This is a genomic window from Ectopseudomonas oleovorans, from assembly GCF_029845265.1.
Lineage (GTDB): Bacteria > Pseudomonadota > Gammaproteobacteria > Pseudomonadales > Pseudomonadaceae > Aquipseudomonas > Aquipseudomonas oleovorans.
In genome coordinates this window covers 1-13,309 of record NZ_JAOCLK010000069.1, presented here as the reverse complement: position 1 = coordinate 13,309, position 13,309 = coordinate 1, and the positions used below count along the sequence as shown (strand labels likewise).

General features: G+C 63.0%; 12 protein-coding genes, 1 pseudogene and 1 riboswitch. Of the genes and pseudogenes, 7 read left to right on the top strand and 6 right to left on the bottom strand.

Going from position 1 to position 13,309, the window contains the following annotated elements:
• Nucleotides 1–234: 234 nt before the first annotated feature.
• Nucleotides 235–1,917 (bottom strand): fatty acid--CoA ligase, encoded by a 1,683-nt coding sequence (locus tag N5J71_RS21390; protein WP_279917611.1) that lies wholly within the window; start codon nt 1,915–1,917, stop codon nt 235–237.
• Nucleotides 1,918–2,107: 190 nt separating this feature from the next.
• On the opposite strand from N5J71_RS21390, the gene N5J71_RS21385 reads away from it, so the two are divergent.
• The gene (locus tag N5J71_RS21385) at nt 2,108–3,283 is read left to right on the top strand and encodes a thiolase family protein (protein WP_279917610.1); all 1,176 of its coding nucleotides are present in this window, start codon (nt 2,108–2,110) and stop codon (nt 3,281–3,283) included.
• 45 nt (nt 3,284–3,328) lie between these two features.
• Here N5J71_RS21385 and N5J71_RS21380 read toward each other — a convergent pair whose 3' ends face one another.
• Nucleotides 3,329–3,958, bottom strand: coding sequence for a LysE family translocator (locus tag N5J71_RS21380; RefSeq protein WP_279917609.1), 630 nt, complete (start codon nt 3,956–3,958; stop codon nt 3,329–3,331).
• Nucleotides 3,959–4,037: 79 nt separating this feature from the next.
• On the opposite strand from N5J71_RS21380, the gene N5J71_RS21375 reads away from it, so the two are divergent.
• The 4 genes and pseudogenes from N5J71_RS21375 (at nt 4,038) to N5J71_RS21360 (ending at nt 7,595) form a co-directional block, all read left to right on the top strand.
• The gene (locus N5J71_RS21375) at nt 4,038–5,003 is read left to right on the top strand and encodes a 2-hydroxyacid dehydrogenase (protein ID WP_279917608.1); all 966 of its coding nucleotides are present in this window, start codon (nt 4,038–4,040) and stop codon (nt 5,001–5,003) included.
• Between the two features lie 117 nt (nt 5,004–5,120).
• Nucleotides 5,121–6,125 carry a methyltransferase gene (locus N5J71_RS21370; RefSeq protein ID WP_279917607.1) on the top strand — a complete coding sequence of 335 codons (1,005 nt, stop codon included), beginning with the start codon at nt 5,121–5,123 and terminating at the stop codon, nt 6,123–6,125.
• Between the two features lie 125 nt (nt 6,126–6,250).
• A riboswitch (yybP-ykoY riboswitch) is annotated at nt 6,251–6,371 on the top strand.
• Between the two features lie 93 nt (nt 6,372–6,464).
• Nucleotides 6,465–7,046: a TMEM165/GDT1 family protein gene (locus N5J71_RS21365; protein ID WP_230927749.1), complete on the top strand. Its 582-nt coding sequence runs from the start codon at nt 6,465–6,467 to the stop codon at nt 7,044–7,046.
• 106 nt (nt 7,047–7,152) lie between these two features.
• A pseudogene (locus N5J71_RS21360) lies at nt 7,153–7,595 on the top strand (ketosteroid isomerase-related protein).
• Nucleotides 7,596–7,647: 52 nt separating this feature from the next.
• Here N5J71_RS21360 and N5J71_RS21355 read toward each other — a convergent pair.
• Nucleotides 7,648–8,469, bottom strand: coding sequence for a M48 family metallopeptidase (locus tag N5J71_RS21355; RefSeq protein ID WP_279917606.1), 822 nt, complete (start codon nt 8,467–8,469; stop codon nt 7,648–7,650).
• Between the two features lie 194 nt (nt 8,470–8,663).
• On the opposite strand from N5J71_RS21355, the gene N5J71_RS21350 reads away from it, so the two are divergent.
• The gene (locus N5J71_RS21350) at nt 8,664–10,790 is read left to right on the top strand and encodes a methyl-accepting chemotaxis protein (protein ID WP_279917605.1); all 2,127 of its coding nucleotides are present in this window, start codon (nt 8,664–8,666) and stop codon (nt 10,788–10,790) included.
• Between the two features lie 69 nt (nt 10,791–10,859).
• Here N5J71_RS21350 and N5J71_RS21345 read toward each other — a convergent pair whose 3' ends face one another.
• The 3 genes from N5J71_RS21345 to N5J71_RS21335 are packed head-to-tail and all read right to left on the bottom strand — an operon-like array spanning nt 10,860 to nt 11,947.
• Nucleotides 10,860–11,477: an SOS response-associated peptidase gene (locus N5J71_RS21345; RefSeq protein WP_279917604.1), complete on the bottom strand. Its 618-nt coding sequence runs from the start codon at nt 11,475–11,477 to the stop codon at nt 10,860–10,862.
• A gap of 27 nt (nt 11,478–11,504) precedes the next feature.
• The gene (locus N5J71_RS21340) at nt 11,505–11,765 is read right to left on the bottom strand and encodes a putative signal transducing protein (protein ID WP_147809968.1); all 261 of its coding nucleotides are present in this window, start codon (nt 11,763–11,765) and stop codon (nt 11,505–11,507) included.
• Complete coding sequence (locus N5J71_RS21335; protein ID WP_147809969.1) at nt 11,765–11,947, bottom strand: CPXCG motif-containing cysteine-rich protein; 183 nt, start codon at nt 11,945–11,947, stop codon at nt 11,765–11,767. Before N5J71_RS21335 ends, N5J71_RS21340 begins: the two co-directional genes overlap by 1 nt.
• 100 nt (nt 11,948–12,047) lie before the next feature.
• On the opposite strand from N5J71_RS21335, the gene N5J71_RS21330 reads away from it, so the two are divergent.
• Nucleotides 12,048–13,211: a 1-acyl-sn-glycerol-3-phosphate acyltransferase gene (locus N5J71_RS21330; protein WP_279917603.1), complete on the top strand. Its 1,164-nt coding sequence runs from the start codon at nt 12,048–12,050 to the stop codon at nt 13,209–13,211.
• The last annotated feature ends 98 nt before the right edge of the window (nt 13,212–13,309 follow it).

The window sequence follows — 13,309 nt, the reverse complement described above, 5'->3', positions numbered from 1 at the left end:
TTTGTTTTTGTTGTCATCGACGCTACTCCATGTGTTTTTTGTTATGGATGCTTGGACTATAGCCAGCAGGTGGTACTGCTTGATCCCTCGAAAGTGTGATTTGCAGCCCCCAGCCACTCTGGCTCGCAGGTTTCAGACCCTGCCCCTAGCCAAGCATGGACGTGAAACAGCAATTAGCAAGCCAAACGCTTGTTTGACTGAGCGGTCACTTTAACCGCCCAGTCAATTCGCACCTCACAGCGTGGACAGAAACGCACTACCGGCTTCTTGCCATTGGGCGATTTCGACGCGAATGCGCTTCTTGTCCAGTTTGCCGACGCTGGTCTTGGGAATTTCGGTAACAAGCGCGATTTGCGTGGGAATCGCCCACTTGTTGATGTGACCTTGCTCGACGAAAGGCTTGAGGTGCTCCTTTAGCCCCTTGGCATCCAAACTCTGCGCGTCACGCAACACCACCAAGGCGAATGGCCGTTCGCCCCACTGCGGATCCGGCACCCCCACCACCGCCACTTCGCGCACTGCCGGGTGGCGGCTGATCAGGTCTTCCAGCTCCAGCGACGAAATCCATTCCCCCCCGGTCTTGATCACATCCTTGATACGGTCACGAATCTCGATAAAGCCCATACCATCGATGGTTGCCACATCGCCGGTATGCAGCCAACCATGTGCCCAAAGCTCCTCGCCCTTCTCAGGCTCACGGAAATAGCCCTGGGTCAGCCAGGGCGCGCGCAGCACCAGCTCGCCCTGGGACTCACCGTCGCTAGGCAGCAATTTGCCATCGGCATCCATGATTGCGGCTTCCACCAGCGGCACCGGAATACCAGCCTTGATTCGATAGGTGGTGCGCTCGTCCTCGCTACCGGCGCGCAGCTCCTCATTGAGGTAAGCGCAGGAAATCAGTGGGCAGGTCTCGGACATGCCATAGGCCGCTGTCAGCTGGATGCCGCGCGCCTTGGCCGCCTCGTAGAGGGAGCGATTGAGCGCGCTACCACCGATGATCATCTTCATGCCGCCGAAATCATGGCCCTGCGCACCTGGCGCGCTCAGCAGCATCTGCAGAATGGTCGGCACGCAGTGGGAGAAGGTGACCTTCTCTTCCTTGATCAGGCGGCAAAGCATGTCCGGCTCGTAGCGGCCGGGATATACCTGCTTGACCCCGAGCATGGTGGCCACGTACGGCACGCCCCAGGCATGCACGTGGAACATCGGGGTGATCGGCATGTAGACATCGTCGTTGCCCAGCAGGCGGATGCTGTCCAGGCCGCCCATGGTGGTCGCCATGGACATGGTGTGCAGCACCAGTTGCCGATGAGTGAAGTACACGCCCTTGGGGTTACCAGTGGTGCCAGTGGTATAGAAGGTCGTAGCCACCGAGTTCTCATCGAAATCGGCGAAGTCATAGTGCGGGCTGGCCGCAGCCAGCAGGCTCTCGTACTCGCCAACGAGGTTCGGCAGGTCGGCGTTCTTGTCTTCGCCATCGGTCAGCAGCAGGGTTTTCTCCACCGTGGTCAGTTGACCGGCAATACCGTTGTAGAGCGGCACGAACTCACTGTTGACCAGCACGAAACGGTCTTCGGCATGGTTCATGGTGTAGAGGATTTGATCCGGCGACAGGCGGATGTTGATGGTATGCAGCACCGCGCCGAGCATGGGAATGGCGAACATGCACTCCAGATAGCGGTGGCTGTCCCAATCCATCACCGCCACGGTATCACCGGCCTTGACCCCCGCCTGGCTAAGCACATTGGCCAGGCGCGCGACACGCTCGTTGAAGGTGGCGTAGCTGTAGCGCAGCTTGTCGCGATAGACGATTTCGCGGGTTTTCTCGTAGCGACTGCCAGATAACAGCAGGCGCTTGATCAGCAACGGATAGGCATGAGCATTGTCGGCGGGGGGAATCAGTCGAGTCTGCAGCATGAAGTCACCTTGAGGCACGCGAGGAATAGGTATGCAACGACTCTAGAGCGGCTCATGCACAGCTAAATCAGCCCAAAGAATGATTTGCCACGTGACCCTATGGCCACTTTTGGTCACAGGTTAGAATCAGGCCATCAAGCCAGTCTATAAACAGACTTCACCGAGCCACACTTTCGTTCGAGGTAACACCATGTCCGATATCGTCATCGTCAGCGGCGCCCGTACTCCCATGGGCGGTTTTCAAGGCAGCCTGGCCAGCGTGCCTGCCGTCGAGCTGGGCGCTGCCGCCATTCGTGAAGCAGTCAAGCGCGCCGGTATCGAGCCGGCCGACGTGCAGGAAGTGATCATGGGCTGCGTACTGCCCGCTGGCCTCAAGCAAGGTCCGGCCCGTCAGGCTTCGCTCAATGCCGGTCTGCCCTCCGCCACCGGTTGCACCACCATCAACAAACTCTGCGGCTCGGGTATGAAGGCGGTGATGATGGCTTTCGACTCGCTGAAGGCCGGCAGCAACCAGGTAATGATCGCTGGCGGCATGGAAAGCATGTCCAACGCGCCCTATGTGCTGGAAAAGGCCCGCACCGGCCTGCGCATGGGCCATGGCGAGATCAAGGACCACATGTTCCTCGACGGCCTGGAAGACGCGCGCACTGGCCGCCTGATGGGCTCCTTCGCCCAGGAAACGGCCGACCAGTACGGCATCACCCGTGAGGAAATGGACGCCTATGCCATCGAATCGCTGCGCCGCGCGCAGGCGGCGATCAAGGACGGCTCGCTGGACGCGGAGATCGTCCCGGTCACCGTCACCTCGCGCAAGGGTGAGGTGGTGGTCAAGGATGACGAACAGCCGCTGACGGCCAACCTGGACAAGATCCCGACACTCAAACCCGCCTTCAAGAAAGACGGCACCATCACCGCCGCCAACGCCAGTTCTATTTCCGATGGCGCCAGCGCGCTGCTATTGATGACCGCTGATGAAGCCGCCAAGCGCGGCCTCAAGCCGCTGGCCAGGGTCGTTGCCCACGCGACGCAGAGCCAGGCCCCGAGCGAGTTCACCCTGGCTCCCATCGGTGCCATGAGCAACCTGCTGAAAAAAACCGGCTGGAGCAAGGACGAAATCGATCTGTTCGAGATCAACGAAGCCTTCGCCATGGTGACCATGCTGGCCATGCGCGAGCACGGCCTGGACCATGCCAAGGTCAACGTGTTCGGCGGTGCCTGTGCCCAGGGCCACCCGGTGGGCTCCACCGGCTCGCGGATCATCCTCACTCTGATCAACGCCCTGCAGAAGAAAGGTGGCAAGCGCGGCGTCGCCTCGCTGTGCATCGGCGGCGGCGAAGCGACAGCGGTGGCCATCGAACTGCTGTAACTCGCCCCATCAGCAAAGAGCCCCGCAATCGCGGGGCTCTTTCGTTTAGCGCATTTCGGTAAACGCCAGCTTCACACCGATGCCGACCAACACTGCGCCCATCAGCCGATCGAACCAGTGCCCCATACGGGCAAAGCCGGCGCGCACGCGCTGCTGGCTGAACAGCCAGGCTACCAGGCAGAACCAGAACGCGGTGGCCAGCGCCAGATACAGGCCGTAACCGGCCTGCACCGCCACTGGGGTATGCGGGTTGATCACCACGGTGAACAGCGACAGGAAGAACAGCGTCGCCTTGGGATTCAAGCCATTGGTGATAAACCCCGTGACGAAGGCGCCACGACCGCTGCGCTCGCCGGCGGCCAGATTCAGCTCGGCACTGGCCGAGTCGGCCGGGCGCGCGCGCAGCGCCTTGATGCCGATATACAGCAGGTAGGCCGCCGCCAGCCATTTCAGCGCGTTGAACAGGACGATGGACTGCGACACGATCAGGCCGATACCGAGCAACGAATAAGTGACGTGGACCAGAATCCCGGTGCCCACTCCGAAGGCGGTGAACAGTCCCGCGCGGCGACCGTAGCCGACGCTCTCGCGCACAACGATGGCGAAATCAGGCCCAGGGCTGGCCACCGCCAGCAGGTGAATCAAGGCAACGGTGAGAAATTCACTCCAGTACATGGCGGCTCCGCATCGACGCTGAAGGTCTGGTAGGCTCGCCAATCTACTCTTGCGACCCTCCTGCGAAAAGGTACAGCTGATGAGCAACAGCCCACGCGCCGTCTTCCTCGACCATGCCTCCCTCGACCTTGGCGACCTCGACATGCAACCGCTGCATCAGGCGTTCGCCGAGCTGACCCTGCACGCGCACACACGTCCGGATCAGGTCGCCGAACGCCTGCAAGGGGCCCAGGTCGCCATCAGCAACAAGGTGCCGTTGGACGCCGCCACCTTCGCTGCCTGCCCAGAGTTGAAACTGGTTCTGGTAACCGCTACCGGCATCAACAACATCGACCTGAAAGCCGCCAGTGACCACGGCGTAACCGTGTGCAACTGCCAGGGCTACGGCACCCCGTCCGTGGCACAGCACACCTTGATGCTGCTGCTGGCCCTGGCCACGCGCCTGCCCGACTACCAGCGCGATATCGCTGCCGGTCGTTGGCAACAAGCCAGTCAGTTCTGCCTGCTCGATCACCCCATCGTCGAACTCGAAGGCAAGACGCTGGGCATGCTCGGCCATGGCGAACTGGGCGGCGCCGTCGCCCGCCTGGCCGAAGCCTTCGGCATGCGCGTGCTGCTTGGCCAACTGCCCGGCCGCCCCGCGCGCGCCGATCGCCTGCCGCTGCACGAACTGTTGCCGCAAGTCGATGCGCTGACCCTGCACTGCCCACTCAACGAGCAGACGCGCAACATGATCGGTGCGCAGGAACTGGCGCTGATGAAGCCGCGCGCGTTCCTGATCAACACCGCGCGTGGCGGCCTGGTCGACGAACAGGCCTTGGCCGATGCCCTGCGCAGCGGTCATCTGGGCGGTGCGGCCACCGACGTGCTGACTCAGGAGCCGCCGAAAGATGGCAACCCACTACTGGCCGCCGACATTCCGCGCCTGATCGTCACCCCGCACAGCGCCTGGGGGAGCCAGGAAGCCCGCCAGCGCATCGTCGGCCAGGTCGTGGAAAACGCCGCTGGTTTCTTCGCCGGTGCGCCGCTGCGAGTGGTCGGGTAAGCTGCGCAGCTTTCTTGTAGGAGCGTGCGTCGCGAGCGAACACGGTCAACAGCAAAATCTTCGCGAGCAGAGCTCGCTCCTACACCGCGCGCCGTAAACAGATTCTCAGGAAATACCATGGACCCGCGAAGCGAAGTTCTCCTGCGCCAGGCTGAATTGTTCGGTGGCGAACTGCTGTTGGCCGGCCTGCCGGCTGACGACCTGCTCGGCGCCCTGCCTCAGGCACGCGGCTGGAACTGGCATGCGGGCGACCAGGCATCGCTTGCCGCACGCTTTGCTGGGCGCTGCCAGTTCGCCACAGACATGCCCGAAGGTGACTTCCGCGCTGCCGTGCTGTTCCTGCCCAAATCCCGCGAACTGGCCGATTACCTGCTGCAAGCGCTGGCCTCGCGCCTGGGCGGCAAGCCGCTGTACCTGGTCGGTGAAAAACGTGGCGGCATCGAACGTGCGGCCAAACAGCTGGCAGCCTATGGCAAGCCACGCAAGCTCGACAGCGCGCGGCACTGCCAACTCTGGTGCGTCGAGGTGGAGCAGGCACCGCCTGTGCCGGATCTGCACGCCCTGGCGCAGAGCTACTCATTGCCGCTGGCCGACTGTGCCCTGGAGATCGTCACCCTGCCCGGTGTGTTCGCCCATGGCCGCCTGGATCGCGGCAGCGCATTGCTGCTCGAGCATCTGGATGACCTGCCCAGCGGCCACCTGCTCGATTTCGGCTGCGGTGCCGGAGTACTCGGCGCTGCGCTCAAAAGGCGTTACCCAGACAGCGAGCTGAGCCTGCTGGATGTTGACGCCTTCGCCCTGGAAAGCAGCCGCCTGACCCTCGCCCGCAATGGCCTGTCAGCCAACCTGATCGCCGGCACGGGCATCGAATCGGCACCCGAGGGACTCAGCGCCATCGTCAGCAACCCGCCGTTCCATCAGGGTGTGCACACCGACTACCAGGCCAGCGAGAACCTGCTGAGCCAGGCGGCTCGCCACTTGGTAAAAGGTGGCGAGCTGCGCCTGGTGGCCAACAGCTTCCTCAAGTATCCGCCTCTGATCGAGCGCCATCTCGGCCCCTGCCGCACCCTGGCCAAGGCGGACGGTTTTCGCATCTACCAGGCCTTTGCAAAAAGCCCGTAGGGGGGCCGGGCGGCGCTCCGCTTCAGCCCACCAACTTGCTCGCCCGGCGTGGGCTAAAGCCCACCCTACAAGATGACTGACGTTGATCGACGGGCTTGCCCTGCACCGAGCACTTGGGCACAATTGCGCCCGTCCTAGGGGAGTAGTCTCCCGCGAGCGCCCTGCTCGCCCGGTATGCGTCAACACACTTGCTCCGCAGAGCATGGCGTATACGACCCAAGGCCTTCACAGAGAGGCCTGCGGTTTGACAAGACCTATGACACGCACAACCTATACCCGGGGCGGGAAGGTCGTTCGTGTCATAAGCCGTGTCGACCCGCCCCTTTAGGAAACCTGATGCTGGAATCCCTGTTCGTTCCCACCCTGATCGTCGCCCTCGCCGAAATCGGTGACAAAACCCAGTTGCTCGCTCTGCTGCTGGCCGCACGTTTTCGCAAGCCCTGGCCGATCATCTGGGGCATCGTCGTCGCCACCCTGGCCAACCATTTCGCTGCCGGCGCCGTGGGTAATTGGGTTGCCGGCTTCTTCTCGCCTGCCACGCTGAGCTGGATTCTCGCTGCGAGTTTCGTCGCCGTGGCAGCCTGGACCCTGGTGCCGGACAAACTCGACGATGATGAAGCATCCGGCCTGAAGAAATACGGCCCCTTCCTCACCACGCTGATCGCCTTCTTCCTCGCCGAGATGGGCGACAAGACCCAGGTCGCGACCGTGATGCTGGCCGCGCAGTACCCGCACTTCATCCTGGTGGTCATTGGCACCACCCTGGGCATGCTGATCGCCAACGTACCGGTGGTGCTGGCGGGCAATTTCGCCGCCGATCGCCTGCCGCTGACGCTGATCCGCCGCCTGGCCGCCTGCGCCTTCGCTGCACTGGCAATCTATGCTGGCTACCAGGCGCTGAAACTGAGCGGACTGGCCTGACCGATTGCCGACGCCGACACTCGGACACCTTGGCCAATCCCAGCGCCCTGACTGCGGCTAGAGTATGTGCACGTCACGCAACTTCGGTCAGCAGTCAGAAGGCAGCATGTCATTGGATGATCGCAAGAGAATGGTGTGCCAGCACATCGACCTCACCTGGAACAGGGGCCACCTGGCGCTGGCAGAACAGCTGCACAGCCGCGACTTCATCTACAAGAGTTCATTCGTCGGCCATCCGCTGAACAGCGCCGGCTTCGTGCAACTGGTACAGAGCATACGCCTGGCGATGCCGGATCTGCAGATAGTGGTCGAAGACTGCATCGCCGAAGGCTACAAGGTGGTGACCTGGAGTACGCTGATCGGCACCATCCAGAAACCGGCACTGGACTAGGCCCGAGCGACAAGGTGCTGAGCATTTCAGCCATGGCATTCTGGACACTGAACCCCAGCAATGAGATTCAGGAAATCTGCACCATGTTCGACATGGAAAGTTTTCGTGCTCAACTGGGCATGCAGACCCGCCCGCTTGCCGAAACCGCGCAACCCTGAAACGCCAACAGCGCGGCGTGCAGTCTCACGCCGCGCCGTTTTCATCGCGAACTCAGCGCCCGGCCCTGGCCTGCTCGTAGAGTGGCATCACCTTGGGTATGGCTGCCTGTAGCGAGGCGATCCGACTGCTGGACGATGGGTGAGTGCTCATAAACTCGGGCGGTGCACCACCACCGGCGGCCTCCATCTTCTGCCACAGGCTGATGGCTGCATTGGGGTCATAGCCTGCACGAGCTGCCAGCTCCAGGCCAATCAGGTCGGCCTCGTTCTCGTTACTGCGGCTGTTGGGCAAGGTCAGGCTGTACTGCACCACGGCATCGGCCAGAGCCATGCTCGTCTCGCCCAACCCCAGCAGGGCGCTGGCCCCCTGCCTGGCGACCTGAATACCATACGCCTTGGACATCGCTTCACGGCTGTGCTCACGCAGTGCATGCGCCATCTCGTGGCCCATGATCGCGGCGATCTCGTCATCGGTCAGCTTCAGCTTCTCGATGATGCCACTGTAGAAAATGATCTTGCCGCCCGGCCCACAGTTGGCATTGAGCTCCGGGCTCTTGATCAGGTTGACCTCCCACTGCCAGTTGGCGGCATCCGGGCGAAAACGCGGTGCCTGCGGAATCAGCCGCCCGGCAATGGTCTGCAGACGCTTGGCATTGGCACTGGTCTTGTCCAGCACACCCTTGCTCGATGCTTCGCTCAACGTCTGCTGATAGGACTGCGCGTACATCTGGTTGACCTGCTCGGCCGACAGCATGCTGAACATGTACTGCTTGCGCTCCACGCCCACCGCACCGCCGCTGGTGGTATTGACGGCCTGACAACCGGCCAGCACCAGTGCTGCAGCCAGGCCACTCAGGTAAAAAGCCTTACTCATCGAGCCATCTCCTGGAATCGGAATCACTATGCTAGGCCTCGCCCCCGGTCCGGGCAACCACAGCGGTTGCGCATCTCTGGCACGCTTTTTCCCGCTGAAAGCGTCATCGACCATGCCGTTTGCGCCAAGCGATTAAAGTTACGCTGCGCCCTTGCCGCTATCCCTTGGTGGACACATTGAGCCGGGGAGCCCCCATGAAGTTCCGATCCATCCAGTTTTCCGTTGCCTTTCTCGCCGGAGCGAGCGTACTGGCCGTGGTGGTTGCGCTGGTACTCTACGCCCTGTTCGCCAATGGGCGAACCCAGCAGGTGGTGCAAGAAAACACCCGCGGCCTGCTGCAGCAGGTCATCGAACAGCGCCTGGTAGCGCTCGCCGAGGCCCAGGTCGGTCGGTTGCAGCGGCAGTTCGAGGCGCCCATGACCCTGGCCAAGTCCGTGGCCACGCTGAACGCGCGAATGGCTCCGGGCAATGAAAGGCTGCAGCTGAGCCGCGAGGAGCTGTCCTCGCTGCTGGTCAGCTATCTGCAGGACAACCCCGACTTGCTGGACTTCTTCATCGGCTGGGAGCCCAACGCCTTCGACCAGGACGACGCAAACTACGCCGGACGCGAGGCCGAGGGCTACGACCAGACCGGACGTTTCATGCCCTGGTGGTACCGCGAGGGCGGCGCCTTCAAGGTACTGCCGCTGACCGCCGAACAGATGGAGAGCGAGAAGCGCCTGCCGACCGGCGTGCGCGAGGGCGAGTACTACCTGTGCCCGAAACAGAGCAAGCAGCCCTGCGTCATCGATCCGGCCGCCTATGATTTCGGTGGCAAGCAGGTACTGGTGTCCTCCTTCAACGCGCCCATCGTGGTCGACGGGCGCTTCCTCGGCGCGGTGGGCAATGACCTGGCGCTGGATTTCATCCAGGGCCTGCTGGAGCAGGTCAAGGGCGAACTATATGGCGGGGCCGGCGAACTGGCGCTGGTGGCCGCCAACGGCACCCTGATTGCCGCAACCCAGGACGCCGCGCTGATCAGCCAACCGGCTTCGCGGGTGCTGCCGGAGGACCTGCTGCAGGCGCTCAAAGGCGGCGACAACCACCCCATCGTGCGTCACAACGAGGCCCAGCAGCTGTTCGAGCTACTCTACCCCTTCCAGGTCGCCGGCACCTCGACGCGCTGGACCCTGGCCATCGCCCTGCCCACCTCGGCGGTGTTCGCCGAACTGCAGCAGTTGCAGTCCGACCTCGCCGCACAGGCGCACGAGGACACCCTCGGCATGGCCCTGGTGGGTCTGCTGATTGCCGGCCTCGGGCTGCTGGTGGTCTGGCTGGTCGGCTACGGCATCGCCCGCCCGCTGCGGCAGATGGTCGGCATGCTCGACAATATTGCCAAGGGCGAAGGCGACCTCACCGTACGCCTGCAGGTCGATCGCAAGGACGAACTGGGGCAGATCGCAGCGGGCTTCAACGCCTTCCTGGCCAAACTGCAAAGCATGATCGCCGCCGTGGTCACGTCGGTGCAGCAGGTCAGCGACTCCTCGGAGCACACGGCGGACATCGCCATTCGCACCAACCAGGGCGTGCAGAAGCAACTGGCCGAGATCGAGCTGGTCGCCACCGCCGTGCACGAAATGACCGCCACCGCCCAGGACGTCGCGCGCAACGCCACCCATGCCGCCGAAGCCGCCAACCACGCCGACCAGGCGGCCAATCAGGGCAAGCAGGTGGTGCAGGAAACCTCCACCGCCATCGCCGCACTGGCCAGCGAAATCGGCCGCGCCGTGGGCGTGGTGCAGAACCTGGCCAAGGACAGCGAGAACATCAACGCCATCCTTGTCGCCATACGCGGCATTGCCGAGCAGACCAACCTGCTGGCCCTAAATGCGGCCATCGAGGCAGCCCGCGCCGGCGAACAAGGTCGAGGTTTTGCCGTGGTCGCCGATGAAGTGCGCAACCTGGCGCAGAAGACCCAGCAAGCCACCGAAGAAATCCAGAACATGATCCAGCAACTGCAGCAGGGCACCCGCGAAGTGGTCAAGGTGATGGAGCAGAGCCAGAGCAAGACCGACGACAGCGTGGAGCACGCCAACCAGGCCGCTCAATCGCTGGAGTCCATCACCCAGGCGGTGTCGGTGATCAATGACATGAACACGCAGATCGCCAGCGCCGCCGAGGAGCAGAGCGCCGTGGCCGAGGACATCAACCGTAACGTCACCAATATCGGCCTGGTCGCCAACGAGGTGGCCAGCGGTGCCGACGAAGCCAGCCAGGCCAGCGCCCAACTGACCAAGCTGGCCGAACAGCAGCGCCGGCTGATCAATCAGTTCAAGGTATGAGGCACTGCATAGCGCAGGGGCTGCGCCAAGGTATGTCAGGCCAAGCTCCGCCCGCAGTGCTGCACTGGCTCAAGCCGGCGTCAGGCACTCCGGCGCATCCAGCTTCGGGTCGTTGACCAGCGTTGCCAGCGCGCGCTCACGCAGGGCAACCTGCGGCTTGGCCAGTAGCGCCGCCAGTTGCTCGGGAGGCGTGTCAGGGCTCAACCACAGCGCCTGCTCATGCGCGCCGAGAATCAAGGGCCGGCGCAGCGTAGCAGCCGCCTGAGTAATCAGCGCCACGCTCAGGTATTCATGCCCGCCCACCGGATACAGCTCCCACAACGCCGCGAAATGCATCAGCGAATCGCCATTGCTCATCCAGTACGGACGCTTGCGCGCGCCCCCGCGCCATTCGTAGAAACCGTTGGCCGGCAGCAGCGCGCGGCGCAGGCGAAAAGGCTCGCGAAACATCGGCTGCTCGGCCAGGGTTTCGGCGCGGGCATGAGCCGGGGTCTTGGACAGATCCTTGAGCCAGGCCGGCGTCAGCCCCCAACGCGCCGCGGCCACTTGCGGCCCTTGCTCGCCAGCACGCAACATCAGCACCTGACCGTTGGGCGCCAGATTCCAGTGCGGTTTCTGGTCAGCAGGAAAGCCGGGCAGCGCTGCAAAAGCGGGCGACCAGCGAAACAGGGCATAACGTCCACACATGAAACGACTCGACAGACAGGGGGCGCATCAACAAAGCAATACGCCCTGAAAGGACTCTGGCTCGTCGCCAGGTACGGGTTGCGCCGCATTGTACTCAGCGATCAGCATCCGCGCCCGCCCTGCATCGTCATCCGCGACCACCATGCCGAGCAGACCGCAGGCCGGCAGTTCACCCATCGCGCCGACCAGGTGCTGGCCGAGCAAGTGCGCCTCGATCCCTTCGCTGGCCAGCATATCCACCAACATCTGACCCTCCAGCAGATTTTCCGGCTCGTAGATTCGCTGCATCAGTCGTTCTCCGCACGCACGTCCAGCTGCCAGTCGACACCGTCGGTGCGCAGCTCGAACTCGATCGGTCGGCAGCACACCGGGCAGTCCTCGATATAAACCTGATCACCACCGGACAGATCCAGCACGGCCTCGGCCGGCTCCCCACAGTAAGGGCAATAATACGACTCGCTTTCCAGCATCGCGGCCTCCTTGTGACTTGGCGGTATAATCGCCGGTCTACTGCTCACTCTGTTAAGCAGACCTCAATTCAACCTTAGCCGTTCCAGAACACAAGAGAGCATGATGGGCGCATTCGATGCCATCCGACCCTATGCCGACGCAGAAGTACGCCCCGTGCTGGCGCGCCTGCTCGCCGATCCGGCGTTTCTCGGCACCCTTACCCGTTTTCGCTTTCCGCGCCTGGCTGGGCCTTTAGGCTGGCTGCTCAAGCCGCTGATCGCCGCGCGCCTACGCAGCGAGTTCGCCAACGTCGACTCGGTGGCCAAGCTGCAGGAGAAGATCGAACCCTATATCGATCGCATCATCGAACATGCCAGCGATGGCATCAGCTACTCCGGCCTGGAACACCTGCAAACCGGTAAGCCGTACCTGTACCTGGCCAACCACCGCGATATCGTCATGGACCCGGCCTTCGTCAACTACGCCGTCTACCATGCCGGCCTGCAGACACCACGTATCGCCATCGGCGACAACCTGCTGCAGCGCCCCTTCGTCAGCGACCTGATGCGCCTGAACAAGAGTTTCATCGTGCACCGCTCGATCAGCGGCCGACGCGAGAAGCTGGCGGCTTATCAGCTGCTGTCGGCGTATATCAATCACTCGATCCGTGAAGACGGCGAGTCGATCTGGATCGCCCAGGCCGAAGGCCGCGCCAAGGATGGTGATGACCGCACCGACTCGGCCATCCTCAAGATGTTCCACATGAGTCGCAAGGACGAGCCGTTCGCCGAGGTCATCGACTCGCTGAATCTGATCCCGGTATCGATCAGCTACGAGTACGACCCCTGCGACCTGGCCAAGGCCCGCGAGCTGAGCGTGCGCGCTGCCACCGGCAGCTATACCAAGGCCCCCGGTGAGGACGACGCCAGCATCGCCCTGGGCATCACCGGCTACAAAGGCCGTGTGCACCTGCACTTCGGCCCACCGGCAGCAGGCCTGGAGGACACCAAGCAGCTTGCCCGGGAAGTGGATCGCCAGATTCTTGGCCAGTACCGTCTGTTCCCTGTGCACTACCTGGCCTACTCCATGTGGGAAGGCCGCGAAGCCGAGCTGAATGTGCCGGCGGCAAGCGAGTTGTTCCCGGCCGCAGAACTGGCCAAGGCCGAAGCCGAGTGGCAGAAGCGCCTGGCCGCCTGCAGCGCCGAAGAGAAGCCGTTCCTGATCCTGCAGTACGCCAACCCGGTACGAAATAAGTATCGAGTCAAGGCGGGGCTGCCGCTGTAAGTGCACGGTATAAACAAAACGGCAGCCATCAGGCTAATGTCTGTCAGTTAAGCGTCGACGCTGCCAATGGGTAGGAGCGGCGCCCCGCCGCGAACCAG